The 25,103-nt window shown below is 59.9% G+C and carries 29 protein-coding genes and 5 pseudogenes; 28 read left to right on the top strand and 6 right to left on the bottom strand.

The genetic code is table 11. From position 1 onward, the window contains the following. Nucleotide 1: 1 nt before the first annotated feature. From ascR to ascN, 5 genes and pseudogenes are all read right to left on the bottom strand, one after another. A pseudogene (ascR, locus tag ACTG27_RS01405) lies at nucleotides 2-654 on the bottom strand (SctR family type III secretion system export apparatus subunit AscR). Next, nucleotides 651-1,576: pseudogene (sctQ, locus tag ACTG27_RS01410) on the bottom strand (type III secretion system cytoplasmic ring protein SctQ). Before sctQ ends, ascR begins: the two co-directional pseudogenes overlap by 4 nt. Then, nucleotides 1,573-2,727, bottom strand: a complete 1,155-nt coding sequence (locus ACTG27_RS01415; protein WP_439980479.1) for a type III secretion system needle length determinant — start codon at nucleotides 2,725-2,727, stop codon at nucleotides 1,573-1,575. The pseudogene sctQ and the gene ACTG27_RS01415 overlap by 4 nt, the downstream one beginning before the upstream one ends. A gap of 405 nt (nucleotides 2,728-3,132) precedes the next feature. After that, entirely contained in the window at nucleotides 3,133-3,594 is a 462-nt protein-coding gene (ascO, locus tag ACTG27_RS01420) for a type III secretion system central stalk protein AscO (RefSeq protein WP_193860062.1), read from the bottom strand. Further along, nucleotides 3,591-4,913: a SctN family type III secretion system ATPase AscN gene (gene ascN / locus ACTG27_RS01425; RefSeq protein ID WP_005320755.1), complete on the bottom strand. Its 1,323-nt coding sequence runs from the start codon at nucleotides 4,911-4,913 to the stop codon at nucleotides 3,591-3,593. The genes ascO and ascN overlap by 4 nt, the downstream gene beginning before the upstream one ends. A gap of 189 nt (nucleotides 4,914-5,102) precedes the next feature. Between ascN and aopN the strand changes: the two genes are divergently transcribed. The 28 genes and pseudogenes from aopN to ascL all read left to right on the top strand — a co-directional run bounded on the left by aopN (nucleotide 5,103) and on the right by ascL (nucleotide 24,417). After that, nucleotides 5,103-5,981, top strand: coding sequence for a SctW family type III secretion system gatekeeper subunit AopN (aopN, locus tag ACTG27_RS01430; protein WP_439978964.1), 879 nt, complete (start codon nucleotides 5,103-5,105; stop codon nucleotides 5,979-5,981). Then, nucleotides 5,962-6,243, top strand: coding sequence for a type III secretion system gatekeeper subunit Acr1 (gene acr1, locus ACTG27_RS01435; RefSeq protein WP_043821015.1), 282 nt, complete (start codon nucleotides 5,962-5,964; stop codon nucleotides 6,241-6,243). Before aopN ends, acr1 begins: the two co-directional genes overlap by 20 nt. Beyond that, nucleotides 6,240-6,611: a SycN family type III secretion system chaperone Acr2 gene (gene acr2 / locus ACTG27_RS01440; RefSeq protein WP_041216725.1), complete on the top strand. Its 372-nt coding sequence runs from the start codon at nucleotides 6,240-6,242 to the stop codon at nucleotides 6,609-6,611. The genes acr1 and acr2 overlap by 4 nt, the downstream gene beginning before the upstream one ends. Beyond that, entirely contained in the window at nucleotides 6,608-6,973 is a 366-nt protein-coding gene (gene ascX, locus ACTG27_RS01445) for a type III secretion system protein AscX (protein ID WP_005320766.1), read from the top strand. The genes acr2 and ascX overlap by 4 nt, the downstream gene beginning before the upstream one ends. Further along, nucleotides 6,970-7,320, top strand: a complete 351-nt coding sequence (gene ascY, locus ACTG27_RS01450) for a type III secretion system chaperone AscY (RefSeq protein ID WP_153227498.1) — start codon at nucleotides 6,970-6,972, stop codon at nucleotides 7,318-7,320. Before ascX ends, ascY begins: the two co-directional genes overlap by 4 nt. After that, the gene (gene ascV, locus ACTG27_RS01455) at nucleotides 7,253-9,418 is read left to right on the top strand and encodes a SctV family type III secretion system export apparatus subunit AscV (RefSeq protein WP_439978965.1); all 2,166 of its coding nucleotides are present in this window, start codon (nucleotides 7,253-7,255) and stop codon (nucleotides 9,416-9,418) included. Before ascY ends, ascV begins: the two co-directional genes overlap by 68 nt. Beyond that, nucleotides 9,415-9,870, top strand: coding sequence for an LcrR family type III secretion system chaperone (locus ACTG27_RS01460; protein WP_439978966.1), 456 nt, complete (start codon nucleotides 9,415-9,417; stop codon nucleotides 9,868-9,870). Before ascV ends, ACTG27_RS01460 begins: the two co-directional genes overlap by 4 nt. 39 nt (nucleotides 9,871-9,909) lie before the next feature. Beyond that, entirely contained in the window at nucleotides 9,910-10,194 is a 285-nt protein-coding gene (acrG, locus tag ACTG27_RS01465; RefSeq protein ID WP_005334559.1) for an LcrG family type III secretion system chaperone AcrG, read from the top strand. Nucleotides 10,195-10,203: 9 nt separating this feature from the next. Then, a pseudogene (locus tag ACTG27_RS01470) lies at nucleotides 10,204-11,288 on the top strand (virulence-associated V antigen). A gap of 9 nt (nucleotides 11,289-11,297) precedes the next feature. After that, nucleotides 11,298-11,801, top strand: a complete 504-nt coding sequence (gene acrH / locus ACTG27_RS01475) for a SycD/LcrH family type III secretion system chaperone AcrH (protein ID WP_017411833.1) — start codon at nucleotides 11,298-11,300, stop codon at nucleotides 11,799-11,801. Further along, complete coding sequence (aopB, locus tag ACTG27_RS01480; protein ID WP_439978967.1) at nucleotides 11,782-12,954, top strand: type III secretion system translocon subunit AopB; 1,173 nt, start codon at nucleotides 11,782-11,784, stop codon at nucleotides 12,952-12,954. Before acrH ends, aopB begins: the two co-directional genes overlap by 20 nt. A gap of 12 nt (nucleotides 12,955-12,966) precedes the next feature. Further along, nucleotides 12,967-13,863: a type III secretion system translocon subunit AopD gene (gene aopD, locus ACTG27_RS01485; RefSeq protein WP_106842693.1), complete on the top strand. Its 897-nt coding sequence runs from the start codon at nucleotides 12,967-12,969 to the stop codon at nucleotides 13,861-13,863. A gap of 134 nt (nucleotides 13,864-13,997) precedes the next feature. Beyond that, entirely contained in the window at nucleotides 13,998-14,441 is a 444-nt protein-coding gene (locus ACTG27_RS01490) for a type III secretion system chaperone (RefSeq protein ID WP_323914856.1), read from the top strand. 2 nt (nucleotides 14,442-14,443) lie between these two features. After that, the gene (locus tag ACTG27_RS01495; protein ID WP_439978968.1) at nucleotides 14,444-14,677 is read left to right on the top strand and encodes a T3SS regulon translocated regulator ExsE family protein; all 234 of its coding nucleotides are present in this window, start codon (nucleotides 14,444-14,446) and stop codon (nucleotides 14,675-14,677) included. Further along, nucleotides 14,674-15,074, top strand: a pseudogene (locus ACTG27_RS01500) (YscW family type III secretion system pilotin). Before ACTG27_RS01495 ends, ACTG27_RS01500 begins: the two are co-directional and overlap by 4 nt. 344 nt (nucleotides 15,075-15,418) lie before the next feature. Beyond that, nucleotides 15,419-16,234, top strand: coding sequence for a helix-turn-helix transcriptional regulator (locus ACTG27_RS01505; protein ID WP_019446814.1), 816 nt, complete (start codon nucleotides 15,419-15,421; stop codon nucleotides 16,232-16,234). A gap of 119 nt (nucleotides 16,235-16,353) precedes the next feature. Continuing rightward, entirely contained in the window at nucleotides 16,354-17,169 is an 816-nt protein-coding gene (gene exsD, locus ACTG27_RS01510; RefSeq protein ID WP_005334544.1) for a type III secretion system negative regulator ExsD, read from the top strand. 15 nt (nucleotides 17,170-17,184) lie between these two features. Beyond that, entirely contained in the window at nucleotides 17,185-17,610 is a 426-nt protein-coding gene (gene ascB, locus ACTG27_RS01515) for a YscB family type III secretion system chaperone AscB (protein ID WP_017411838.1), read from the top strand. Further along, nucleotides 17,583-19,436, top strand: a complete 1,854-nt coding sequence (gene ascC / locus ACTG27_RS01520) for a SctC family type III secretion system outer membrane ring subunit AscC (RefSeq protein ID WP_368150367.1) — start codon at nucleotides 17,583-17,585, stop codon at nucleotides 19,434-19,436. Before ascB ends, ascC begins: the two co-directional genes overlap by 28 nt. Beyond that, nucleotides 19,433-20,737, top strand: a complete 1,305-nt coding sequence (gene ascD / locus ACTG27_RS01525) for a SctD family type III secretion system inner membrane ring subunit AscD (RefSeq protein ID WP_439978969.1) — start codon at nucleotides 19,433-19,435, stop codon at nucleotides 20,735-20,737. Before ascC ends, ascD begins: the two co-directional genes overlap by 4 nt. Beyond that, nucleotides 20,700-20,912, top strand: a complete 213-nt coding sequence (locus tag ACTG27_RS01530) for an EscE/YscE/SsaE family type III secretion system needle protein co-chaperone (RefSeq protein WP_005334536.1) — start codon at nucleotides 20,700-20,702, stop codon at nucleotides 20,910-20,912. Before ascD ends, ACTG27_RS01530 begins: the two co-directional genes overlap by 38 nt. Further along, nucleotides 20,905-21,162: a type III secretion system needle filament subunit SctF gene (gene sctF / locus ACTG27_RS01535; RefSeq protein ID WP_075114906.1), complete on the top strand. Its 258-nt coding sequence runs from the start codon at nucleotides 20,905-20,907 to the stop codon at nucleotides 21,160-21,162. Before ACTG27_RS01530 ends, sctF begins: the two co-directional genes overlap by 8 nt. Continuing rightward, a complete protein-coding gene (locus ACTG27_RS01540) occupies nucleotides 21,162-21,515 on the top strand; it encodes a YscG family type III secretion system chaperone (RefSeq protein ID WP_368150370.1) in 354 nt (117 codons plus the stop codon). Before sctF ends, ACTG27_RS01540 begins: the two co-directional genes overlap by 1 nt. Then, the gene (locus ACTG27_RS01545; protein WP_042054084.1) at nucleotides 21,512-22,066 is read left to right on the top strand and encodes a YopR family T3SS polymerization control protein; all 555 of its coding nucleotides are present in this window, start codon (nucleotides 21,512-21,514) and stop codon (nucleotides 22,064-22,066) included. Before ACTG27_RS01540 ends, ACTG27_RS01545 begins: the two co-directional genes overlap by 4 nt. Beyond that, nucleotides 22,066-22,404 (top strand): SctI family type III secretion system inner rod subunit AscI, encoded by a 339-nt coding sequence (gene ascI / locus ACTG27_RS01550; RefSeq protein WP_005320806.1) that lies wholly within the window; start codon nucleotides 22,066-22,068, stop codon nucleotides 22,402-22,404. Before ACTG27_RS01545 ends, ascI begins: the two co-directional genes overlap by 1 nt. A gap of 6 nt (nucleotides 22,405-22,410) precedes the next feature. After that, nucleotides 22,411-23,150, top strand: a pseudogene (gene ascJ / locus ACTG27_RS01555) (SctJ family type III secretion inner membrane ring lipoprotein AscJ). Then, complete coding sequence (locus ACTG27_RS01560; protein ID WP_021229959.1) at nucleotides 23,147-23,773, top strand: SctK family type III secretion system sorting platform protein; 627 nt, start codon at nucleotides 23,147-23,149, stop codon at nucleotides 23,771-23,773. Before ascJ ends, ACTG27_RS01560 begins: the two are co-directional and overlap by 4 nt. Continuing rightward, on the top strand, nucleotides 23,752-24,417 hold the full coding sequence (ascL, locus tag ACTG27_RS01565) for a SctL family type III secretion system stator protein AscL (protein WP_005334514.1): 666 nt from the start codon (nucleotides 23,752-23,754) through the stop codon (nucleotides 24,415-24,417). Before ACTG27_RS01560 ends, ascL begins: the two co-directional genes overlap by 22 nt. 149 nt (nucleotides 24,418-24,566) lie before the next feature. Here ascL and ruvC read toward each other — a convergent pair whose 3' ends face one another. Continuing rightward, nucleotides 24,567-25,088 (bottom strand): crossover junction endodeoxyribonuclease RuvC, encoded by a 522-nt coding sequence (gene ruvC / locus ACTG27_RS01570; RefSeq protein WP_005334512.1) that lies wholly within the window; start codon nucleotides 25,086-25,088, stop codon nucleotides 24,567-24,569. Nucleotides 25,089-25,103: the final 15 nt, after the last annotated feature.

Here is a 25,103-nt window from a genome sequence, read left to right on the forward strand (position 1 = left end):
GCTAGCCTCCGTAACTGATGACCAGCCCGTGGGTCAGGCGGGCCCAGCCATCGAGCAGCACAAACAGCAGCAGCTTGAAGGGCAGCGAGATGGTCATGGGGGAGACCATCATCATCCCCATCGCCAGCAAGATGTTGGAGATGATGAGGTCGATGGCGATAAAGGGCAGGTAGATCAGAAAGCCTATCTCGAAGGCGCGGCTCAGCTCGCTCACGGTAAAGGCGGGCAGCAGGATCAGCAGGCTATCGGGCTCCAGCCGGTCGGCATACTTGCTGGGCCAGAGCTGCTTGGTGCTGTCGATAAAGAAGGCGTGTTCCCGCGGTTTGATCTGCTTTTTCAAAAAGTCGCGGTAGGGGGCAATCCCCTCATCGAGGAACTTTTCCACAGATTCGGATTTGGCCAGCGACACTTCGTTCTGGCGCAGGTAATCTTGGGTGGCAAAGCCGACCGGCGCCATCACATAAATACTGAGAATGATCGCCAGCCCGTACATCGCCATGTTGGGGGGATCTGCTGCACCCCGAGGGCGTTGCGCAGCAGCGAGAAGACCACCGCCAGCTTGACGAAGGAGGTGGCCATCACGGCGATAAAGGGGAGTAGGGCCAGCAGCGCCAGCCCGACTATAAGGTTTAGCTCGTCCGGCAACTGGATCATGACTGTGACTCGTTGTCGAGGCGTTCGACCCGTACACCCAGGCGACCCTGGATCTCCACCAGTCGGCCCACCCCCAGCGAATGGCCGTTGCTGATGATGCGCACTTCGCCATCGAGGGGCGTGCCAAGATCGATCAGGGCGCCCGGTTGCAGGCTGGTGAGGGTATGCCAGTCCAGGGTCTGGCGGCCCACTTCGAAGCTCACCTGGATCGCAGTTGATCCAGTTCGGTCGGGCCGAAGGGTTCAGCGGAGGCAGCATTATGCATGGCAGTCAGTTCCAGATGTTGTTGATGGGGTTGGCAGTAGGCAAAGGGGCGACCCTCCACGCAGACCAGCAGTTGCTGACCGAGCTGCGGATGGGGTGGCGGCAGCAGCACATCGCCGATAGCGAGGGTAGCGAGCTCATCCATGGTCAGCCCCATCTCGCTCCACAGCAGGGAGAGGGTGAGGGGCAACGGCAGCCGCTGCTGCTGTGGTCGTGGTGGCAACTTGCTCAGCAAGGGCTCGGGCTGCGGCAGCCAGAGAGCAAGACTTGCCCCCTCCCGTTGCAACAGCAGTTGCAAGGCCGGCTCATCGGTCTGAACGTTCCTCTCCGGTCGGGTCAGCGCCGAGCAGGTGAGGCCACCGAGGGGTTGTCCCAGCCGTTCGATCAACGCCAGTTGCAGTGGCTCGGGCAGGCTGAACAGCGCCGCCTGTTGTAGATCCGGCGCCAGCCAGTGCGCCAGCTCTGCGCCGTGGCACAGCAGGGGCAAAGAGAGCCCCTGCCACTGCAGTTGCAGCCGGGTATCGAGTGTCGCAGGCGGCAAACCGATGGCGAGGGCCAGCTCGCCGCAACTCCAGTTAAAGTGCTGGCGGTATTGGCTCAGGGTCTGCTGTAAAGTCAACTCCGCCAGCGAGGCGGAGGTGAGGGTAATCGGTGTCATGCGTCGACATCCCACTCTTCGTAGATGGATCGTTTATGGCGTGAGCCCTGCTCACTGTCGGGCTGGCCGAAGAGATCGAGGGCGACCCGCTCGCCGGGATAGAGCCGTTGCAGGCGGTCGACCAGATCGCTGCGCCCCTGATTGAGCAGCAGTTGCCCTTCGCTGGTTGCCAGAATCTCGATCTGCAACTCGCCATGGTGGTGAGCGATGCGAATGGAGAGATCGCCCAGCTGTGGCAACGTCAGGCGCAGCAGCGGCGGGCGCTCCGGGCGGCCCAGCTCCTGATAGATATCCACCGCCAGTCGCTCCAGCAGCTGACCCAGTTCCCGATTACTCTCAGCTGGTGCCAGCCGGGCGAGCTGCAGATCCCCGGGGGTAACGGCAAGGGGTGCGACCCAGATAGTCGGGTTGGCAAAGAGCTCATTTTGGGGGGCTGTTTCACCTGTAGCGACTGGCTTGAGCGCCACCAGCGGTGGTATTTCTGCGTCAAGTTGAGCTACCTGTTCACAGACCTCAGTTGGCTGGGTGGTGGCCAGTTTAGGAGTTATCGCCTCGCTGTCCGTTGCCAATGGCAGTAGATGTGGCGTGGTATTGGCGAGGGTATGTATCGGGTTGGCGCTGCTTGCCTCATAAGCCTCAATGACTGGATGCTGTTCTTCAAGCCACTCGTTTTCAGTCAGCGTGGCTTGGGCAACATGACCATAGGGCTGGGTAATAATGGCGGTTAGCCCCAAATCGGCAGAGCTTTCAAGCAAGCTTGTCTCTGGATCTTTTTGCATGCTCTCCGGTTGCGCGGTGAGCTTGCTCCCAACCCCCTCGGTGAGCGGCAGAGACTCGTTGAGGTGCGTCGAAATTACATCGCTGCTGGTATTTGTTGGCCTCAGTGCGGCCGGATTAGCTGTTATCGTCAGTATGGGGGGGCGCTGTTCGTTGTCCTGTGCAGTGAGTTGTGTGTGCTTGGTTTGTTGACGAGATGCGCGAGCCTTATCAAGCGTCAGTGTTATTGCATTCATTGGTGCAATGGTTGGTGGCACGAGTGGTGTGTTGTCCGTTACCGCTATCGGGTTTGTGTCGAGCACTTCAGCGCCAGAATGTGCAGCAAAAGTGGGTTTGTCGTGCCTTTCTTTAGCTGAGATATCTGTTGCTGCCACTCGCTCATCAGTAAGGCGCTGGCTCTGATCTCCGTTAGAGGGCGTGAATGTTAGCTGTTGCGGGTTGGTTTGCTCGCTCCCCTGCCGCTGTTGTTTTGATGTGATCTCTTTGTTGTCAGGCTGCGTGTCTTTGGTCGTGTGGCGTAGGGGAACTTGCTTGCCAGCTTCTGAGGGCGCGCGGTAGATATTCTGTTGCGGCAAGGGGTGGCCGTCCGTCACTCTCTGTGAATGACGGATCTGCCCTTTACCATCAGGCTGCGGGTTGTGGTCGCGTTCTTTGAGGTTCTGATCCAGCCGCATCGCCTGCTCGAAATGCTGCTGTTGCGATCGATTGGCTTCAGCTATCGAGGTATCGCCCCGGGCTGTCACTGTGCCCTGTATCGGGAGGATTCGGTTCATGACTCGTTACATCCTGATCTGCTGGCGGAACTCTTCCTGTTCCTGCTCTTCGTTGTAGTCACGCAGGGCTTGCTGTGAGGCCTGCTCCTGACGGTGTAGTTCGGCAAATTTCTGTTGCTGCTGGCGAGCGCGGTGTACCGCCTGCTGGCGCTCCTGCAAGCGGATGCGCTCTTCGGCGACCCGCTCGGCCTGCTCGGCGGCAGTTTGTTCAAGCTGGGCCTCTTTCTCCCGCAGCAGCGCCACTTGCTGTTGCCACGCCTTGAGCCCCTTGCGATCGAGTTGCTCCGTCTGACAGATGGCAAATAGCCGCTCTTCTTCGGCAAGGCGCCACTGGCGATAGTCGAGACTCTCCTGCTCCGCTTCGCGTTGGCGAACGCGGGCGAGTTGCACCCGAGCCTGCTGGGCGGCGAGCTGCTGCTCGGCCCGATCCAGCCGCAGGTCTTTTATTCGTTGCAGGCGGCCAATCATCGGGTCAGCGCCTCCAGGGTCGAGAGGGCTTCCGGCAGTGAGCTGGGTTCATGAGTGCCTTGCCTGAGCCACTGGCGAATAGTCTCGATGCGGGCGATCGCCTCATCGGCTACCTTGTCCTGCCCTTTCTGGTATTCGCCGATCTGTAGCAACAGCTCCACCTCTTCATATTTCGCCAGCCAGCTGCGCAGTCGACCGGCCTGAGCCTGATGCTCGGGCTCGATGATCTGGTTCATCACCCGGCTGGCGGAACGCAGCACGTCGATGGCCGGGTAGTGGTTGGCCGCCGCCAGTTTGCGCGACAGGATGATGTGGCCATCGAGGATGGAGCGGGTCTCGTCAGCGACCGGCTCTGTCATGTCATCCCCCTCTACCAGCACGGTATAGAGGGCAGTGATGGATCCCTTGTCTGACTGACCGGCCCGCTCCATCAGGCGGGGCAGGGCGGCAAACACCGACGGCGGATAGCCCCGTCGGGTTGGCGGTTCGCCAGCGGCCAGACCAATCTCCCGCTGGGCACGGGCAAAGCGGGTGACGGAGTCCATCAGCAGCAGTACCCGCTTGCCCTGATCGCGGAAATACTCGGCGATGGAGGTGGCGACAAAGCCCGCCTTGGCCCGCTCCATGGCGGGGCGATCCGAAGTGGCCACCACCAGCACAGCCTTCTTGAGCCCCTCTTCCCCCAGATCCGCTTCGATAAATTCGCGCACCTCACGGCCCCGCTCACCGATCAGCGCCAGCACGGTGACATCTACCTCGGCGCTGCGAATAAGCGACGCCAGCAGGGTGCTCTTGCCGCCACCTGCGGCGGCGAAGATCCCCATCCGTTGCCCCTCACCGCAGGTGAGCAGGCCGTCGATGGCGCGAATACCGAGCGAAATGGGCTCGGCGATGCGCTTGCGGCTCATGGGAGCGGGCGCATCCCGATAGACCGGATACCAGGCCTCGGGCTCTGGCAGATGGCCACCGCCAAAGGGGTTGCCGAGGCCATCGAGCACTTGGCCGAGCAGATGCTCGCCGACCCCGACCTGATGCATGGCGCCGGTCGGGCTCACCTCGGTATTGGAGGAGATGCCAAACATTTCGCCAAGGGGGGTGAGCAGCGCCTGATGCTGGGCAAAGCCGATCACCTCTGCCTGCAGGGAGAGGGTGTTGTCCGGGTTGCGCAGATGGCAGAGCTCACCGATCCGCACCCCGGGGACGACCGCCTTGAGCAGGGTGCCGGTCACCTGGGTGACCCGGCCACGGATCTGGATCAGGCGGCACTCGTCGATGGCGTGACGAAGCTGGTCGGGGATGTGGTCGAGGGAGAGGGTCATAACAATCTGCGCCATTGAAACTGGTGGCCACTATAGGGGATGGGGGGCTACGGAGATTTCAGCACGAGTCGGGACTTTTTAGAAAACCGTTGGGGGCGGGCTAAAAATTCACGGCCGATTTTGGCATAGGGGGACGAGGGCGATTTTTATAATGCCATCCTCGTCAATCCATTCGTCACGGGAGTTTCCATGGCCATTATCCAGAGCAACCCCTATGCCCCTGCCGCCCAGCCCGAGCTGCGCGGAGCAGAGGTCGCATCCCGTCAGGCTCCCCTGCAGGGAGGACAGTTTCAGGGGGAGCGGGTCGTGCTGGCCAGTGCCGCCCAGTCGCTGGCCGATGCCGCCGAAGAGCTTACCTTTGTCTTTTCCGAGCGCGCTGAGCTTTCGCTCGTCAAGCGCAAGCTGAGTGACAGCCATGCCCGCATCAGCGAGATCGAGGCGCTGGTGGGGGACTACCTCGACAAGGTGCCGGAGCTCGAACGCCAGCAGAAGATCAAGGAGATGGTGAGCCACCTCGGCAGCGGTCGGCTGGCCAACCTCTCCCAGTTGCTGGCCTACCTCGAGAGCTATTCGGGGGAGGTGAGCGAGCAGTTCGAGGCGCTCTGTCAGGCGCGCAAGGCCCTCGCCGGACGACCGGAGATGCAGGGCACCCTGGCGCTGGTGGAGCAGGCGCTGGCCAAGCTGGCGGACGAGCAGGGCAGTGCCATCGTGCTGGGGGCGCGCATTACCGGCCCCGCGGCCGAAGCGGCCAAAGCGGGCGTGGGAGCCGAGCAGGATCTGCGGGATCTCTATCGCGATGCGGTGCAGGACTACCGTGCCCTTTCTGCCGCCTGGCGCGATATTCACAGCCGCTTTGGCAACGGTGCGCTGGAGAAGGTGACCGGTTTCATGATGAAGGCCCTGAGCGCCGATCTCGACAGCCAGCAGCGTTGGCTCGATCCGGTCAAGCTGGAACGGGTGATGAGCGACATGCACAAGCTGCGGCTGCTCAACACTCTCTCGGCGCAAGTGGACGAGCTGTGGCAACGGGTGAAGGAGGGCTCGGCCCATGGCATACGGGCCTTCTGATCTGATGGGCGATCTGATCGCCCTGGTGGAGAAACGCTGGGCCAGCGTGCGGGATGTGGAGCAGGTCGGTGTGGCTCTTGAGCTGTCAGATTGTCGCCAGCAGGTGCTGCTCTATCAAGAGCTCAAGCGGCTGATCCGCCTGCTGCCGATGGAGCTGTTCAGTGAGGAGGAGCAGCGCCAGAACCTGTTGCAGTGCTGTCAGGGTGCGCTCGATAACGCCATCGAGCGGGAAGAGGATGAGTTGTCTGGAGAGTCGTCATGAACTGGATTGAACCCCTGCTGGTGCAGTTTTGCCAGGATCTGGGCATCACCATAGGGGATAACCCCCATTCGCTGATCCAGCTTGAACTGGAGCAGAGCGGCACTCTGCAACTGGAGCGCCATCAGGGGCAACTGACCCTCTGGTTGGCCCGCGCCGTGCCCTGGCATCAGAGTGGCGAGGCGATCCGCCGCGCCATGACCTTGACCGCCGCGGCGCAAGGCCCGGCACTGCCGGTGCGCAGCGGCTGGTTGGGGGAGGATCAGCTTATCCTTTTCGTCACTCTCGATGAGCGGGCCGTGACTCTGCCCCAGCTCCATCAGGCCGTGACCACCCTGACACGGCTGCAGCGAGAGGTGCTGGTGTCATGAGCCGGATCACTGCCGCGCATATCGGGATCGAGCAGCTTAGCGCCATCTCCCTCGACGATCAGGAGCGCAGCCTGCCGGGGCGTTATGCCCTGTTGCCCGATGGCCAGTCCATCGAACCCCATATCAGCCGCCTCTACCCCGAGCGGCTGGCGGATCGGGTGCTGCTCGATTTCGCCACCCCGGATCGCGGCTTTCACGACTTGCTGCGACCGGTCGATTTCAATCAGGCGATGCAGGGTCTGCGCAGCGTGCTGGCAGAAGGGCAGAGCCCAGAGTTGCGAGCGGCCGCTGCGCTGCTCGAACAGATGCACGCCGATGAACAACTGATGCAGATGACCCTTCATCTGCTGCACAAGGTATGACCATGGTGCTTACGTCACAGCAGCAGGATGCGCTGCTGCTCACCGGCTGGTTGCAACTGCAATATGGCCACCCTGACAAGGCGCGCGTGCTGCTGGCCGCCCTGTTGCAGATCCACCCCGACCATCAGGGAGGGCGACGGACCCTGCTGGTGGCCCTGCTCAAACAGGGGGAGGGGGAGGCTGCGCTGGCTCATGTCGATCAGCTGATGCAGCAAGGGGAGGCCGACGGCCCGCTCTGGCTCTGTCGCAGCCGGGCCTGCCAGTTGGCAGGGCGGCTGGATGAAGCCCGTTTTGCCTATCAACAATACCTCGAACTGGAAGAGCAGAATGAATCAACGCTCCCTTGAGCTGCTGCGCCGGATAGGCGAGCGCAAGGACATCATGCTGGCGATCCTGCTGCTGGCCATCGTCTTTATGATGGTCTTGCCGCTGCCGCCGGTGGCCCTCGATATCCTGATTGCCATCAACATGACCATCTCGGTGGTACTGCTGATGATGGCGGTTTATATCAATTCGCCGCTGCAGTTCTCCGCCTTTCCGGCAGTGCTGCTGATCACCACCCTGTTCCGGCTTGCCTTGTCGGTGAGTACCACTCGGATGATCCTGCTGCAGGCCGATGCGGGACAAATCGTCTACACCTTCGGCAACTTCGTGGTGGGGGGCAATCTGGTGGTGGGGATCGTCATCTTTCTCATCATCACCATCGTCCAGTTTCTGGTGATCACCAAGGGTTCGGAGCGGGTCGCCGAGGTGAGTGCCCGCTTCTCCCTCGATGCCATGCCCGGCAAGCAGATGAGTATCGATGGTGACATGCGCGCCGGGGTGATCGACGTGCACGAGGCGCGGGATCGCCGCGGGGTCATCGAGAAGGAGAGCCAGATGTTCGGCTCCATGGATGGCGCCATGAAGTTTGTGAAGGGGGACGCCATCGCGGGCCTCATCATCATCTTCGTCAACATCCTAGGTGGCGTCACCATAGGGGTAACCCAGAAGGGGTTATCCGCCGCCGATGCGCTGCAGCTCTACTCCATCCTGACGGTGGGTGATGGCATGGTCTCCCAGGTGCCGGCGCTGCTGATCGCCATCACCGCGGGGATCATCGTTACCCGGGTCTCTTCTGAAGAGTCTTCCGATCTGGGTACCGATATTGGCGCCCAGGTGGTGGCCCAGCCCAAGGCGCTGCTGATCGGCGGTCTGTTGCTGGTGTTGTTTGGGTTGATCCCGGGCTTCCCGATGATCACCTTCTTTGCGCTGGCGGCCATCGTCACGGCAGGCGGTTATTTTATCGGCTTGCGTCAGCGCAAGGCGCAGAGCAGCAACAGTCAGGATCTTCCTGCCGTGCTGGCGCAGGGGGCGGGAGCCCCCGCCGCCCGCAGCAAGCCAAAACCGGGCAGCAAGCCTCGGGGCAAGCTGGGGGAGAAGGAGGAGTTTGCCATGACGGTGCCGCTCCTGATCGATGTGGATGCCGCTTTGCAGGCCGAGCTGGAGGCGATTGCCCTCAACGACGAACTGGTGCGGGTGCGCCGCGCCCTCTATCTCGATCTCGGGGTGCCCTTCCCGGGTATTCACCTGCGTTTCAACGAGGGGATGGGGCCCGGCGAATACCTGATCCAACTGCAGGAAGTACCGGTCGCCCGCGGTCTGCTGCGACCGGGCCATCAGCTGGTGCAGGAGAGCGCCTCCCAGCTCGATCTGCTGGGGATCCCCTACGAAGAGGGGGCGCCGTTACTGCCGGGACAGCCGACTTTGTGGGTCGCTAATGAACATCAGGAGCGGCTGGAGAAGTCACGGCTGGCCAGCCTCACCACCGATCAGGTGGTGACCTGGCATCTATCCCATGTGCTGCGGGAATATGCCGAGGACTTTATCGGCATTCAGGAGACCCGCTACCTGCTGGAGCAGATGGAGGGGAGTTATGGCGAGCTGGTCAAGGAGGCGCAGCGCATCATCCCGCTGCAGCGGATGACCGAAATTTTGCAGCGGCTGGTGGGGGAGGATATCTCCATCCGCAACATGCGCGCCATCCTCGAGGCGATGGTGGAGTGGGGCCAGAAAGAGAAGGATGTGGTGCAGCTCACCGAGTACATCCGCAGCAGCCTCAAGCGCTACATCTGCTACAAGTACGCCAACGGCAACAACATCTTGCCTGCCTATCTGCTCGATCAGCAGGTGGAGGAGCAGATCCGCGGCGGCATTCGCCAGACCAGTGCGGGCAGTTACTTGGCGCTCGATCCCTCCATTACCCAGAGCTTCCTCGATCAGGTGCGCCATACCGTCGGTGATCTGGCCCAGATGCAGAACAAGCCGGTGCTCATCGTCTCCATGGATATCCGCCGCTATGTGCGCAAGCTCATTGAAGGGGATTATCACGCCCTGCCGGTGCTCTCCTATCAGGAGCTGACCCAGCAGATCAATATCCAGCCCCTCGGGAGGGTCTGCCTGTGAGGGGGGACCCGTTAACTACTGACCCCCTGATCCCCTGGCTGCAAGCCAGGGGAGTGGCGGTGGCCCCTCACCATCTGGGGGCGACTCCCATCCAGATCGGCCACGGTTTTTGCTATCGCCAAATTTATCTCGCCTGGCGCTTTGATCCTGCGACCCGACGGGTCTGGATCCTGCTGGTGCGCCGAGAGGGGGAGCGGGCCGGACTGGCCAACCCCTTTGCCGCCCTTTATCTGCTGGCCGAAGCCACTCTGGCTGTACTCGGGCCGGGCCATTACCTCTACGGCAACGTCGATGTCTTTCGTGGCAGTAGCCTGAGTAGTGACCGGCTCGGGCGCTTTTACCTGCGCTGGACGGGAGCCTGCGAACCCGAGCCCGGCTGGTTCATGCTGGCCGCCGAGCGAGTCTGTTCTCTGCGGGATATGCGAAAACGACAAAAGCACGGCCTTGCGTGACAGGCATGTCCAAAAGGGCCTCATAGAATAGGAGCCAAGATGAAACAACCACGTTTTGCCGACCATAGCGAGACCATTTCGCAGGCAGAGCAGGCCATTGCCGACAGCGATCATCGCAACGCTCTGTTGCAAGAGATGCTGGCTGGCCTCGCTCTCTCGGATCAGACCTGTCAGCTGCTATTCGATGCGCCGACCGAGCAAGTGGCCGTGGCCGAGCAGGAGTTGCTGGCTGAGATCCAGCGCAGACAGGCGTTACTGCCGGCACAGCCGGGAGAGGGCCGCAAGAGTCGCCGTCCCACCATGATGCGCGGACTGATGATTTAAGGAGTCGTGATGAGCACTATCCCTGACTACAACACCAACCCTGGTGCGTTCGTCGGCTGGCTTGATGGGCAAGCGCTGGACGCATTGCCGGGCCATAAAAACCCCAAGTTGACCGAACTGGTCGAGCTGCTCAAGGGCAAGATCACTATCAGTGCTGACTCATCGACTGCGCTGAGCAAGGAGCAGCTGGAGAAGTTGCTGGCTGCCTATCTGACGGATCCCGCCTCGATCAACGGGGATTGGGCGATGGGCCAGTTCCAGGGGGGCAAGATGCGGCCATTGCCGCCATCAAGGGAATGATCGAGCGGGGAGCAAAACAAACCCCGCCAGTCACCCACTGGACCGTCCCTGAATTTATGCTGCTCTCCCTCAGTGCGCTGACCATGGATCGCATCGATGACGATCTCATCACGACCTTTACCGGGGTGATGGCGTTTCAGGACAACCAGCGTAAAGGGCTGCGGGACGAGCTTGCAGAGATGACCGGTGAGCTGAAGATCTACGGGGTGATCCAGTCCGAGATCAACAAGGTGCTCTCTGCGGCATCCAGCCAGACCTTCAACACCAATTTCAATCTGCTGGATTACAAGCTCTATGGCTATCAGTCTCTGGCCGAATTTATGGATGGGTCAGAGTTCAAACTGTTGTCAAAAATGTTTACCGATGGGTCGGTGCAAAAAGCACAGCAAGATTTCACCAACGCTAAAAATGAGCTGGAAAAAGCAACGTCTGCCAGTCTCGATCCCAAAACGCTGGGGGAGGCCAAGGCCGATTATGAGCGTAAAAAAGCCAATTTTGAGAAGATCGTAGCCACGCAGGTCATCACAGTTAAAACGTTCCTCGAAAGTGAGCAGAAGAAGAGCGGTGCGATGAAAAATATCGAAGCCAGCTACAGCTATGACAAGGACAACAATAAGCTTGGCAACTTCTCCACCAGTGTGAGCGACCGTTCTCGCCCGCTCAACGATCAGGTCAGTGAAAAGACCACCCGCCTCAACGATGTCAGCTCGCGCTACAACGCTGCCATCGAGGCACTCAACCGCTTTATCCAGAAATACGACAGCATCATGCGCGACATTCTTGGCGCAATTTGAGGAGAGATCATGCAGACCGATACCACCCTGACCCCGGAATATGAAGCAGAGCTGGAAGCCTTTATGGCTGACGGTGGCACCCTGGCCATGCTGCAGGATATCTCGGGCGACACCCTGGAGCAGCTCTATGCCCTGGCCTTTGGCCAGTATCAGGCCGGCAAGTGGGAGGATGCTCACAAGATCTTCCAGGCCCTCTGCATGCTGGATCACTACGAGCCGCGCTATTTCCTTGGGCTGGGTGCCTGCCGTCAGGCGATGGGAGAGTTTGAAACGGCGGTTCAAAGCTACAGCTTTGGCGCCATGCTCGACCTGAAAGATCCCCGTTTCCCGTTTCATGCTGCCGAGTGCCGGCTGCAACAAGGTGATTTGAACGGGGCCGAGAGTGGCTTCCACTCGGCCCGACTGCTGGCGGACACAGATCCCCAGCAGGCAGACCTGGCGGCAAGCGCCAAGGTCATGTTGGAAGCCATCGCAATCAGAAGGGATCTGCAAGATGAACCCGATCAGCAATGAAAGACAGGTTTCCCCGCTGGGAAACACAGGTGATGTTGCGGGCCTGTCGCCCGTAACCCAACCTCGCAGTGAAACACGGCTCGATGCCGCCACGGTGCAAGTCACCGGTCAGGCCCGCAAGTCAGGGGTCTCGCTAAACGCACCACTGGCGGTAAGCAATAGCCAGGTCAGTGCGCAGCAACTTGGTGAAATCGGCAAGTTGGTGGCTTCGGTGAAAGAGAACACCCGCTTGATTCTGCCGCACACCACCGGGTTGGTGACCGCAGCCTTTACCTCGCCCGAAGCGTTCGAGATTGAGCTGGGCAAGCTCACCAGCGATCTGGAGAAGACCCAGACCAAGTTGAAGCTTGATGATATCCGGCAAGCTCGCACGCTGAACGAGAAGAAGATCGGCGAGAACCAGGCGAAGATCAAAGAGGCAGAAGATAGTGCCCAGGAGGCCAAGAAGGCCGGTATCTTTGGCAAGATTTTTGGCTGGATCAGTGCCATCGCCTCGCTGGTGATCGGTGCCATCATGGTGGCAACCGGGATTGGTGCTGCCGCCGGTGCCCTGATGATCGCAGCTGGCGTCGTTGGCGTGGTCAACATGGCTGTGCAGCAGGCGGCCGCTGATGGCCTTATCTCCAAGGAGGTGATGGAGAAGCTGGGGCCAGCCCTGATGGGGATAGAGATTGCGTTGGCAGTGATTTCAGCCGCAGTCAGTTTCGGCGCGACCATTGGTGGTGCGATTGCCAAACTGGGCGCCAAGATTGGTGGCAAGGTCGCGGATGTTACCGCCAAAATCGCTGCCAAGGCGGGTGAAGTGGCCGCCAAATTTGGTGCCAAAGCAACCGTTGAGGCGGTGAAGGTGAGTGACAAGGTGGCGAAAGTGGCCAAACTGGCCACCCAGGGTGCCGATATCCTCATTGATGTGAGCAGTGGCGTGGCCAAAACGGTCCAGTCAGCGAAAGAGTCCGAGTCGCTCGATGCCCAGGCTGATCTTGCCTTGAGCAAGAGCGAGATGACCGAACTGCAAGGGGTCATCGACAAGCTCAAGGAGGCGATAGCCCAGATGATCGAGGCGTTCCAGCAGACCATGGAGATGATCTTCCAGATGATCAATGCCAAGGGCGACATGATGAACAACCTGGCCCGCAGACCTGCCGCTATCTAAGGAGTACCGACCATGATTAACAGTGATTATGCAAATGGCGTGACCCGTACCGCCCCGCTGACTGAGGTGCAGGCCGGTGAGCCGCAGCAGGTTCGCAGTGCGACCACTGCCCATGAGGCCGCCGCTTCGACCCGTTCGCAAGGGGCAGAGAACAAGAGCGTTCCTACTCTGCCACGTCCCTCCATTCCCTTCGATACCAAAGGGGTGACCCAGATGGTTGCGCAGCTGGACAGTGCGATGGATATGATGTCCTTGCTGTTCAAACTGGCCCGTCAGGCCCGTGAGGAGGGGTTACAGGTTCGGGATATCGAGAACAAGCTGGTCATCAGCAACCAGCAGGCACAGGTTGACGAGATGCGCCACGGCGCCAAGCTGATGATCGCTATGGCGGTGGTCTCCGGCGTGATGGCGGGGTTCTCTGCCATTATGGGCGGGATCAGCCTGGGCAAGGGCGCCAAGGCTATCAAGCAGCAACAATCCCTTGATGGCAAGATTGCCGGTCGCGAGGCCTTGATTGACGCCAAGGTTGATAGCTTGAGCAAGCAGGGCCAACAGGTTGACCGTGCTGATGTGGGCAAAGTCTGGAAACAGGATCAAGTTGCAGACAGTAACGCGAAGCAGTTGTTGGACAAGAAATTTGACCGCAATACCCAGCGTGGTCAGGTGTTCAACAGCGTAACCCAGTCTGTGGGGCAAATGAGCAACTCTGCGGTGCAGGTGGCGCAGGGTGACAGCCAGGCCAATGCGAAAGAAGACGAGGTCGAGGCGACCATCAGTCAGACCGAGAAGCAGAAGGCCGAGGACAATATGTCCTTCAATGCCAACTTTATGAAAGATCTGCTGCAACTGATGCAGCAGTATTCCCAGAGCCAGAATCAGGCCTGGAAAGCGGCATTCGGCGTTGCATAAACGTCATGGCAATCAAGGCGCCCACTGGGGCGCCTTTTTGTTTTCCGGCCATTTTTCTTAAAAGTGCCGCCCTTGAGTGACAGCCTGCATGGCGGTGGCAGGCTAACATGCCTTCCTCTCTGCTGGAGGAAATCATGGATGTAACTGTCATCATCAATCGACTGCTCGCTGAATTTGCCACCAAATATGGTTTGCCATCCCTGGCTCTGAATCAGGAGGGGGTTGCGGCGCTCTGCTTTGACGAGCAGTTCCAACTCAGCCTGATCCTGGTGCCGGAGCGTGATCAGCTGGTGTTGCAGGCCGACGTGGCCGAGCTGCATCAGGTGGGCGAGGGGATTTTTCGTCAGTTGGCCAGCTTCAATCGTCACTGGTATCAGTTCAATCTTCACTTCGGTTTCGATGAAGAGAGTCTGACGGTGCAACTCTATCGCCAGATGGCGGCAAGCCGGTTGACCCTGGCGTACCTTGAAGAGAGTCTCGCCAGCATGCTGGAGCATACCGAGTTCTGGCAGGAGTTGCTGCAACCCGGTACTCGGGAGGCAGGCAGCAGTGATCAGGTGATGGGAGTGCGGGTATAACCATGAAGATTCAAGAATCACAAGACGCGCTGGCCCTGCATGGGGCAGAGGCGGGCAAGGTGGGGGCATTTGCAGGCAGAACCGTGAGTGCCCGGTCAGCCAGTGCGAGCCAGGTTCCCCTGTCGGCACTGCTGCGACGCTCCATTACCCTCAATCAGGTCCAGGAGCTGGCGCTGCAGCGACTGCAACAGGGTGAGCACACACCGCTGAGTGAACGGCGGATCCGGGTGTTATGAGAGGTCTGCTGGCACTGATGTTGTCGGCCATGCTGGCCGGTTGTGTCACCACCCCGGAGCTGAAGCCATCGCAACAGCAACTCAAGGGCGAGGTGCATTTCCCGCAAGCCTTGCCACGTCCGGCGACAGTGGAGGTGGCTGTGCTCAGCGTGATCGGGGGGCGTCCGTTGCAAGTGGCAGCCACCGTTATGAGGTGACCATGCTGCCATTGCTGTTTGATCTGCGTTTGACCCCTCTGCAACTGGCGGAAGGGGAGATCTATCTGCGTGCCCGCTTGCGATTTATGGATGGCACCGCGGTACAGGCTATGAGTCAGCAGAAAGTTTTTAAGATTTTTAATGACAAAAAAATGATTATTCAATTGCAGCCAAAAGCTTGCTATCCACAATGTCAGTAATGATTGCGTTTAAATAAAAAGCCTCAAATCAATCATTTATTAATTTGTCAGTTAAGATTGAAGGTTTCTTTTTGTAACGAAGTATCTTTTGCTGTAAGCACACCATTAAGTATGAGTCGTTGCACTGGATAAATAGTGTGTTAGCTCTAATTTTAGGCTGGTTTTTCTGCTTGTGACTGTTGTAGGATCCCCCCTCATTTCAATGGTGATTAATTTTTGAATTCACCAGCGAATGACTTGATTACAAAATAATAAATAAAAATAACAGCAATAATAAAGCACCCGAGAGCGACCCGCTTCCGGAGGTGTTACTGGTACTACACGCAGATTCAGGAAAATAAAACATGAAGGGCATTACTACCACAGAGAAGGGCGATATGGCCCTGCTCCAGTGGTGCATGTCTGCTTTTAACGTTATCGAACATCCGCAAGAGGGAATTTATATTCTCCTGGAAGGATCGATGAAGTGGCAGGACTGTACCGATACCTATGAATTATCCCCCAACGAACTTCTGTTCGTACGCCGTGGCAACTACGCGGTCTGTACCGGTGACGGCCCCTGCCGCCTGCTTTGGCTACCTCTGTCAAACTCCTTTTTGCAAGGCTTCTTGCAACGTTTCGGTTCACTGTTGAGTGAAGTCCCCCGGCTGGAGGGGATGGCCCCCACGCTGTTGCCGTTTCACTCATCCCCCTTGCTGACCCAATGTATTCAGGGACTGCGCGGGTTGACCGAACATGAACATCCCCCCGCACTGGCCCAATTACGCACCGAAGAGTTGCTGTTTCTGCTCGCTTTTGGCGAACAGGGGCCTCAACTAATGTCTATTTTGCGCCAGCTGAGCAATCGCCAGGTCGAGCGGTTGCAACAGTTTATGGAAAAGCACTATCTGATGGAGTGGAAGCTCAGCGAATTCGCCAAAGAGTTCGGTATGGGATTGACCACTTTCAAGGAGCTGTTTGGCTCGATATATGGTGTTTCTCCACGCGCCTGGATCAGTGAAAGGCGGATCCTTTTCGCTCATCAGTTATTACTCAATAGTGAAATGAGCATTGTCGATATTGCGATGGAGGCCGGTTTCTCCAGCCAATCCTATTTTACCCAGAGTTATCGTCGTCGTTTTGGCTGTACGCCAAGCCGTGCCCGACACGGCACAGATTAACGCCGGACTAAAATAATCTGACGTTTTTTATAAGCCGCGGAGCGAGGCAATGGATAGAATAGCCAGCATATCGAAACATCATTCCATTATTGCCCGCAGCAAGATGAGCAAGGCATAGCATGAGTCAGCAAGATCACCATTCACCTAACCAGGGCCTGTTTGCAGGTCGTCGGGTTACCGTTGTCCAGCCAGATACCCTGAGTCGGGATCGTCTGGTCGGCCAGCTGTCCGTGCTCCGTTATCAGGATGCCGGCGTGATCACCTCGCAGCAGATGGCCCTGTTGCAACGACTGTTGCCCAGAACCCGACTGGAGAGCCTGTTGGGCTCCATCTGGTTTCAGCGCCGTCTCGATGCCGCGCTGGCCGTCTCGCGTGAGGAGCTGCAACAGATCTTGCGTCTGGCAGGCAGCGAGCGTTGTGACTGGATGCAGCAGCTGGGGGATCGCATCAATCTGGCGGATCGTCCCCTGCTGTGGCACTGGGTGCTCTATCCCTTGCACCGCTGGTGGGTTCAGCGTCTTGAACCACTTTACGGCGCCTGGCTTAACGAACTGGAGCAGTTGCAGGTGATGCGCCGCCAGCTCAATGCCCAGGCTGTGTTCTGGCAGACCGTGGTCGATGTACCGGCGGATCTGGAGAGCCGGATCGCCGATCAGCTTGAGCAGTTGAACCAGCGCGAGCAGGAGCTAACCCGGCTGCAGACTGATTGTGAGACACGTCTCCAGCTGGCCTGGCCTGCCTGGTATGCGCAAACGAGCAAGGAGGGGGACCCGGTTCACCTGATGCCGGTACCGCTCGAGCTCGGCACATTCTGGCATGCCCTGCAGGCTCTGCCCCATCAGGATGAGGCTGCCCTAACCCTGCATGAGTGGCTGGCCGGCCGGGGCATTGCCCTGGGTCAGGATCACTTCTACTGGCAGCCTCCTGCGCCCTAGATAGCCCGAGGAACTATGCAAACGCTACTGAATCGATTGGCCGCAAACCTTGGCCAAGGGCCTTTTATTGCCGACGCACAGGGAAAGTACCATCTGCGGATCGATGGTTATCCCCTCTTTCTGACCCCCAGAAACGGTGAATTGCTGCTGAGTACCCCGCTTGCAAGCAGCCAGAGGAATGACGCTGAGGCCCATGATCCGGCGCTGCTAAAGCGTCTGTTGCAACAGGTGGTGGCCTGGGGCCGTCATGCCCCCCATGCCCTGGTGCTGGACGATCTTGGCAATTTGCAGCTGGAGGCGCGGCTCGCGCTGGAGTGGCTCGACGAGGCGCTGCTGGCGGAGCGCCTGAGCCAGCACATCGCCCTGCTGGAGCGGTTGGAACCCCAATTGACCGAGGCCGCTTTGGCCCCCCAATGGAGACAGATGATATGGCACCCTTGAGCGTGCAACCCCTGCTGCGTCCCCTGTTGTGGATCTGCCTCGCCGTGATGGCGTGGCAGCGTCCCGCCATGGCACAGGAGCTGGACTGGGTGCCCATGCCTTACAGCTATGTGGCAGAAGGGGAGAGTCTGCGCGACGTGTTGGTGAACTTCGGTGCCAACTACGAGGTCTCGGTGGTGGTCAGCGACAAGGTCAACGATCAGGTCAACGGTCAGTTTGAGCATGACGAGCCGCTCGCCTTTTTGCAGCAGCTCTCCTCCCTCTACAACCTGGTCTGGTACTACGACGGCAATGTGCTCTACGTCTTCAAGAACAGCGAAGTGCAGTCCCGTCTCATCAATCTGGAGCAGACTGGCGCAGCAGAACTCAAGCAGGCACTGCAACGAGCCGGGATCTGGGAGCCCCGTTTTGGCTGGCGCCCCGATGCGGATAACCGGCTGGTCTATGTCTCCGGCCCGCCCCGTTACCTTGAGCTGATTGAGCAGACCGCGCTGGCACTGGAGCAACAATCCCAGCTGCGCAGCGAGAAGACCGGGCCGCTGGCCATCGAGATCTTCCCCCTCAAGTACGCCTCGGCGACTGACCGATCCATCCAGTACCGCGATACCGATGTGGCGGCGCCCGGTGTGGCGACCATTCTGGCCAAGCTGCTGAGCGATGCTGGCGTGCAGATGGTCAACGGCGAGGGTAGCACGGCAGCGACGGCCACCTCCGGTCAGGCCATCGTGCAAGCCGATCCTTCCCTCAATGCGGTGATCGTGCGCGATGCTCCGGAGCGGATGGCAATGTACGGCAAGTTGATCGCCGCGCTCGACAAACCGGCGGCCCGCATTGAGGTGGCGCTATCCATCATCGACATCAATGCCGAGGATCTCTCCCAGTTGGGGGTGGATTGGCGAGTGGGGATCCGCACCGGTTCCAACCAGCAGGTGATTATCAAGACCACCGGCGATCGCAAAGGAATTGAAGGGGGCGCTGCGCTCGGAAGTCTAGTGGACTCCAAGGGACTCGACTATCTGCTGGCCCGGGTCAACTTGCTGGAAAACGAAGGCAATGCCCAGGTGGTCTCCCGCCCGACCTTGCTGACCCAGGAAAACACCCAGGCGGTGATCGACCACAGCGAAACCTATTACGTGAAGATCAGCGGCGAGCGGGTGGCCGAGCTGCAGGGGATCACTTACGGCACCATGTTGCGGATGACGCCCCGGGTGATCCAGATGGGTGACAGACCCGAGATCAGCCTGAGCCTCCACATCGAGGATGGCAACCAGAAACCCAACAGTGCGGGGGCTGATGGCATTCCCACCATCAGTCGCACCGTGGTCGATACCATCGCCCGGGTCGGCCATGGCCAGAGTCTGCTGATAGGCGGTATCTACCGCGACGAGATGAGCGAGAACCTGAGCAAGGTGCCCTTCCTTGGTGACATCCCTTATCTGGGGGCGCTGTTCCGTAGCAAGGATACCCAGACTCGTCGTTCGGTGCGGCTCTTTATCATCGAGCCTCGTCTGATTGATGACGGTATTGCCCACTATCTGGCGCTGGGCAATGGTCAGGATCTGCGAGCCGGGGTGCTCGGGGCTGATGAGATCTCCAATCAGAGTCTCTCCCTTGGCAAGGTGCTGGGGGGTGCGCAATGCCAGCCGCTGGCTGCAGCCCGTGATGTGCAGCAACTGCTGCGTCAGGGGGGCAAGAGCTCGTCCCTCACTCAGTGCCGGATGGGCAATGAGCTGGGTTGGCGTCTGGTCGAAATGAACAAGGATCAAAAATGTACACCGGCCGCCAGCTGGTGCGTGCAGGCGGGTAATGAGGGCGCTACCCGATGAGCTGGAAGTGCCGCGTATATCGCGGGCTCAACCGCGGGGTAGAAGTTCCTCTGCCGGAGGGGCGTCTGGTCATCGGTTCCGATCCCCTCAAGGCTGATCTGGTGCTGGTGGATGAGGGGATGGCCCCCGAGCATCTGGTACTGCTGGTGAATGGGGAAGGGATCACTCTGCAAGCCTGGGCGGACGGTATTACCCCGACTCAGGACGGTGTCGCCCTGACCGTGGGAGAGGCGCTCAGGGCAGGGACGCGACTGGAGGCCGGTCCGCTGCTCTGGAGCTTCTGTGACAACAGTCGTTCGCTACCCGAACAGCTGGAGGCACTGGCGGCGGTGGTTGCTCCTTCTCGTGCGCCGCGGCGGCGGGCAGCGGGCGCCGATGTCTGGATGGGGGTCCTCTGCCTGAGTCTGGTGGTCGCGGTGGTCTTGCTGCTCGGCACGGGTTGGTGGCATGGCGCCGACGAGAACGAATCCGCCCGCAGTGAGCAGGCATTGAAGCGCTTTCTGGCCGCACCAAACTACCGTCAGGTGGTGCTGAACAGCAGTGACCCCGAGCTGTGGCAACTCTCGGGTTACGTCGATGAGAACAGCGCGCGTCTTGCCTTGCAGCAGTATCTCGATAGCAGGGGTTTCAACTACCGGCTGGAGCTGCGCACCATGGAAGATCTGCGGCAGGGGGCCGGCTTTATCTTGCAGAAGCTGGGTTATGAACAGCTGCAGATCCGCAATGGCAAGGAGCCCGGCTGGCTCAAGCTCAGCGGTGAAATTCAGGGGCAGGATGGCAAGTGGAGCACTATTGAGTCTCTGCTCAAGCAGGAGGTGCCCGGCCTGCTGGGGGTTGAAAATCAGGTACAGATTGCCGGGGCTTATCGCAAGCACCTCGATGCCTTGCTGCAGGAGCAGGGGCTGGATGGTGCATTGCGGGTGCGTGAGGCGGGTGGGCGACTCGAACTCTCCGGCCAGCTGGATGAGCGCCAACTTGGCCAGTTTCAGCAGGTCAACCAGCAGTTTCGCCGGGAGTTCGGTACACACCCGACGCTGGAGCTGATCAATCAGACCAGAACGCCGCGTCAGGATGAGCTGGAGTTCGACGTGCGCAGCGTCTCGTTTGGCCGGGTGCCTTATGTGGTACTGGCAGACAACCAGCGCTATCCGGTTGGGGGCGCAACCTCCAGCGGGGTGCGGGTGCTGGCCATTCGCCCCGATGCGGTGGTGGTGAGCAAGGGCAAGCAGCAATACATCGTCAAATTAAAAGGAGCCGAGCGGCATGATGACCAGTTTGGAAGCGCGACTGTCCGGCGCTGATCCCGCCTTTGCTCGTGAGCTGCATGAGCAGCTTGTTCAGGCGCAGGGAGAAGTGAAACGGCAACTGCTGCGCGGGGGAACCCCGCAACAGTATCGGGAGTGGCAACAACAGGCCGACGCCATCGAGGCGGGGCTCACGATCATTGGCAAGATAAAGGAGCACAACCATGGCTGATTACTTTAAGTATGCGGACGGTACTACTAACACCCTCGATCAGGTGGCATCGAACCTCTCCGGGCAGGCCAATGATGCCAATACCGAGGTCAACAAGGCCATTGCGGCGATGGAAAAAAACCCTGACAACCCGGCGCTGTTGGCCGAGCTGCAGCACAAGATCAACAAATGGTCGGTGATCTACAACATCAACTCCACCGTGACTCGGGCCATGAAAGACCTGATGCAGGGTATTTTGCAGAAGATTTGATGATGAACCTTGAACTCAAGCGACAACTGGCCGAACTTGCGCTGGCTGGTACCGGCCACCATTGTCACCAGGAGGCGGCCACCATCGCCGACTGGCTGGATGGTGCGCCGGAGATGACCGAGTGTGTAACGCTCATTCGCCTCTCCTCCCTGATGAACCGGGGGGATTACCAGGCCGCTTTGCAGCTTGGTGGCGAGCACTGCACTCCGGATATCGAGCCCTGGCTGGCCCTGTGCGAGTGGCGGCTTGGCCAGCAGGAGGCGCTGGCTGCACGGTTGCTCCGACTGGAGCAGAGTGGCCAACCAACCTTGCAACAGTTTGCCGCCGGCCTGCGCGAGCAGATGACCTCATGAAAATTGAAGGCAGCGATCAGCCGGAGGGAGAGCAGCCGCTGCGTCAGCCCCCCCCGCCCGAATCCATGGCCCAACGCCAGTTCGAGCGACTGCTGGCCAAGACTCCCGAGCCGGATCTGTTCGAACGCTGGCAACAGGGGGCTCCCCTTGAGGGGTTGCTGGCCGGTGTAACACCAGCCGCCAAACGTGAACTGCTCTGGCAGATCTACCAACAGGGCGACAAACCGGCGCCGGAGATTGGCAAGCAGCTGTTTGGCCCTGTTACCGACAAGCTGATCGCGCGTTTTGGCGAGCGCCAGTCGCCGGTGGTGGATGCCATCGATCTGCCGGAGTTGCGAGCAACCATGCGGGAGTTTGATCCTCTGGCGTCGCGGCGGGAGAAGGTGTTGCTGAACTTGTTGAGCGAGCTCAGGGACGGGCAGGGCGCAGTGCCCGCGGAACATGTGTTTCTCGATGCACTGGCCCGGCGCGAGCTGATGACCCTGATCCCGCTCAACGGCATGGTCGACAATCTGATGCGCAATTCGCACAAACTTGATCTGGAGGCGTGATGGAAATTGCACAGTCTGCCCAGGCGGTGGTCACCAGCCTGGATGAGTTGAAAGCGGTGGATCTCTCCTCGCCCCATGTCGCCAGTTTTGAACAGGCGATGGGGAGCACATCCCAGGGGATGGGGAGCTCTCTTCTGGGGGAGCTGGGGGAGTTGAAACAGCAGTTTGTCGAGGCCAAACAGAGCCTGCAAGCCGAGCTGGCGACCCCGGGGGATGATCCCAACAGCCTGATGCAGATGCAGTGGTCGCTGATGCGGATCACCATGCAGGAGGAGCTGATTGCCAAGACAGTGGGCAAGATGAGCCAGAACGTAGAAACCCTGTTGAAGACCCAGTGAGGTAGTGTGAAGAGATCGATGCTGATGGGGGTGCTTGGCGCCTCGCTGCTGCTCAGCGGCTGCAAAGTGGAGCTCTATACCGGGGTCACTCAGAAAGAGGGCAACGAAATGCTGGCGTTGCTGCAAACCGAGGGGATCGCCTCGGACAAGCAGCCGGACAAGGATGGCCGCATCAAGCTGCTGGTGGAGGAGTCTGACGTGGCGCAGGCCATCGAGACCCTCAAACGCAAGGGCTATCCAAAGAGAGCTTCTCCACTCTGCAGGATGTGTTTCCCAAGGATGGCCTCATCTCCTCGCCCACCGAGGAGCGGGCTCGCCTCACCTATGCCAAGGCGCAGGAGATCTCCAATACCCTGTCGGAAATAGACGGCGTGCTGGTGGCTCGCGTCCATGTTGTGCTGCCGGAAGGCAATGAGGGGATCAGCAAGAAACCCTCTCCCGCCTCGGCCTCGGTCTTTATCAAGCATGCGGCGGATATCCAGCTCGATACTTACATCCCGCAGATCAAGCAGTTGGTCAACAACAGTATCGAGGGGCTCGCCTACGACCGGATCAGCGTGGTGCTGGTACCCTCGGCGGATGTGCGCCAGAGCCCGCTGATGCCGCGTAATACCTCGCTCTTCTCCATTGAAGTGAGCGAAGGTTCAAAGTGGCGGCTGGGCGGCTTGATTGCCCTGTTGCTGGCGCTGGTGGTGACCAGCAACCTGGCGCAATACATGTGGCACCGGAGCCGGAGTCGCGGATGACGGTCGGTTTGACCCCCTATCAGCTGCGCTTTTGCCCGGCCAGTTACCTCCATGAGGCGCACCTGCCCTCATCCTGGGCGCAGGTGCCGGAACTCTTGCCAGAGTGGCGGACGCTGCCAGCCAGTAACGGCGCTCTGCTCGAAGCGCTGACGCTGGGGATTGGCTACGAGATGCCCGCGCCTCTGGGGGGATTGGCACTCTTTCCCCAAAGCGAGCTGGTGTTGTTGTTGCGCCGTCTGGGGGCCGTGCTGCACGGTGAGGCGATCCGCCACTGCTTGCTGGCACCAACGCTGCGCCAGATCATCGCCCTGCTGGGGGAGGAGGGGCACAGAGCCGTACTCTCCCAGCTCGACTTGTTGATCGGCCCCTGGCCCGCTGGCTGGCAGCAGCCTCTGCCCGCTAAGCTCGATGAGGGGTTGCTGGAAGAGGCTGGTTTGCAGTTCTGGTTGGCGGCGGCCGGGGAAGGCTACCCCGACTGGGCTCGCCGTCTCACCCTGCGACTTCCCCCTACGCCACCCGGGCCATCATGGCCTTTGGCGGCTGATCAGCGGCCACTGGCTCGGGCGCTTTGTCTCAAGATTGCCAAACAGGTAACCCCCCAATGCTGCCATTTGTTGAAATAAAGAGTAACCATCTGCAACTGGCGCCAAGCCAACGCATCCTGCGTAGCCAGGATTACCTCTCCTACCTGAGCGCGCAGGAGCTGGTAGAGGCCGCCCGCGCCCAGGCAGCCGATATTGTGGCCGAGGCCCGCGCCGTCTATGAAGAGCAGAAAAGCCTTGGCTGGCAAGCCGGGATTGACGAGGCCCGGCGCGAACAGGCGGTGCTGATCCACCAGACCCAGTTGCAGTGTCAGGGGTACTATCGCACCGTGGAGCAGCAGATGAGCGAGGTGGTGCTGCAGGCGGTGCGCAAGATCCTGCACGATTACGATCAGGTGGCGCTCACCCTCAAGGTGGTGCGGGAGGCGCTCTCGCTGGTGAGCAACCAGAAGCAGGTGACGATACGGGTTCACCCCGAGCAGGTGCAGGCGGTGCGCGACCAGATCGCCCGGGTACACAAGGATTTCCCCGAAATCGGCTATCTCGAGATCTCCGCCGATGCCCGCCTCGATCAGGGGGGCTGCATCCTCGAGACCGAGGTGGGGATCATCGATGCCAGCCTCGATGGCCAGCTGGAGGCGCTCTCCTTCGCCATGAGCTCGGAGTTGGAAAAGCGTGGTGAACAGCAGGCCCGACTCGCCGGGGCGAATACCGCGGTTGAATAAGGTGGCTGAATATATGGCCGGCTACGTGAGAGAACATTCATCTGACAAGTCCCGCCGGTTGTTACCTGCCCAAAACAAAACCGCCCCGGAGATTCGGGGCGGTTTTTTTATTTAGCGATACTGAGATGAGTCGTGGACGACACAAGGGCTCAGCGATAGCGGCCACGTACCGAGCTGCTGGCACGGCCGGCCATCTTGATCAGGCTCTGGCGGGTGTGCAGATGGCAGAGCGCGACGCCAAGGGCATCTGCTGCATCCGCTTGCGGGGTGGCGGAGAGTTTCAGCAGATGGGTCACCATATGCTGCACCTGCTCCTTGGCGGCGCCGCCGGTGCCGACCACCGCCTGCTTGATCTGGGTGGCGGAGTATTCGCTCACCGGCAGATAGGCGTTGACTGCGGCGACGATGGCGCTGCCCCGGGCCTGTCCCAGTTTCAGGGCCGAGTCGGCGTTGCGGGCCATAAAGACCCGCTCGATGGCAAACTCGGTGGGTTTGAACTGGGTGATGATCTCGCATACCCCGTCATAGACCTGCTTGAGGCGCTCCGGCAGCTCGCCGCAATCGGTGCGGATGCAGCCAGAGCCCAAGTATTCGGCCTTGCCGCCCACGACCCGGATAACCCCGTATCCGGTGATCCGCGAACCCGGATCGATGCCCAAAATAATGCTCATGGGTGTTGATTGCTC

Source organism: Aeromonas sp. 97A (genome assembly GCF_051919185.1).
Lineage (GTDB): Bacteria > Pseudomonadota > Gammaproteobacteria > Enterobacterales > Aeromonadaceae > Aeromonas > Aeromonas veronii.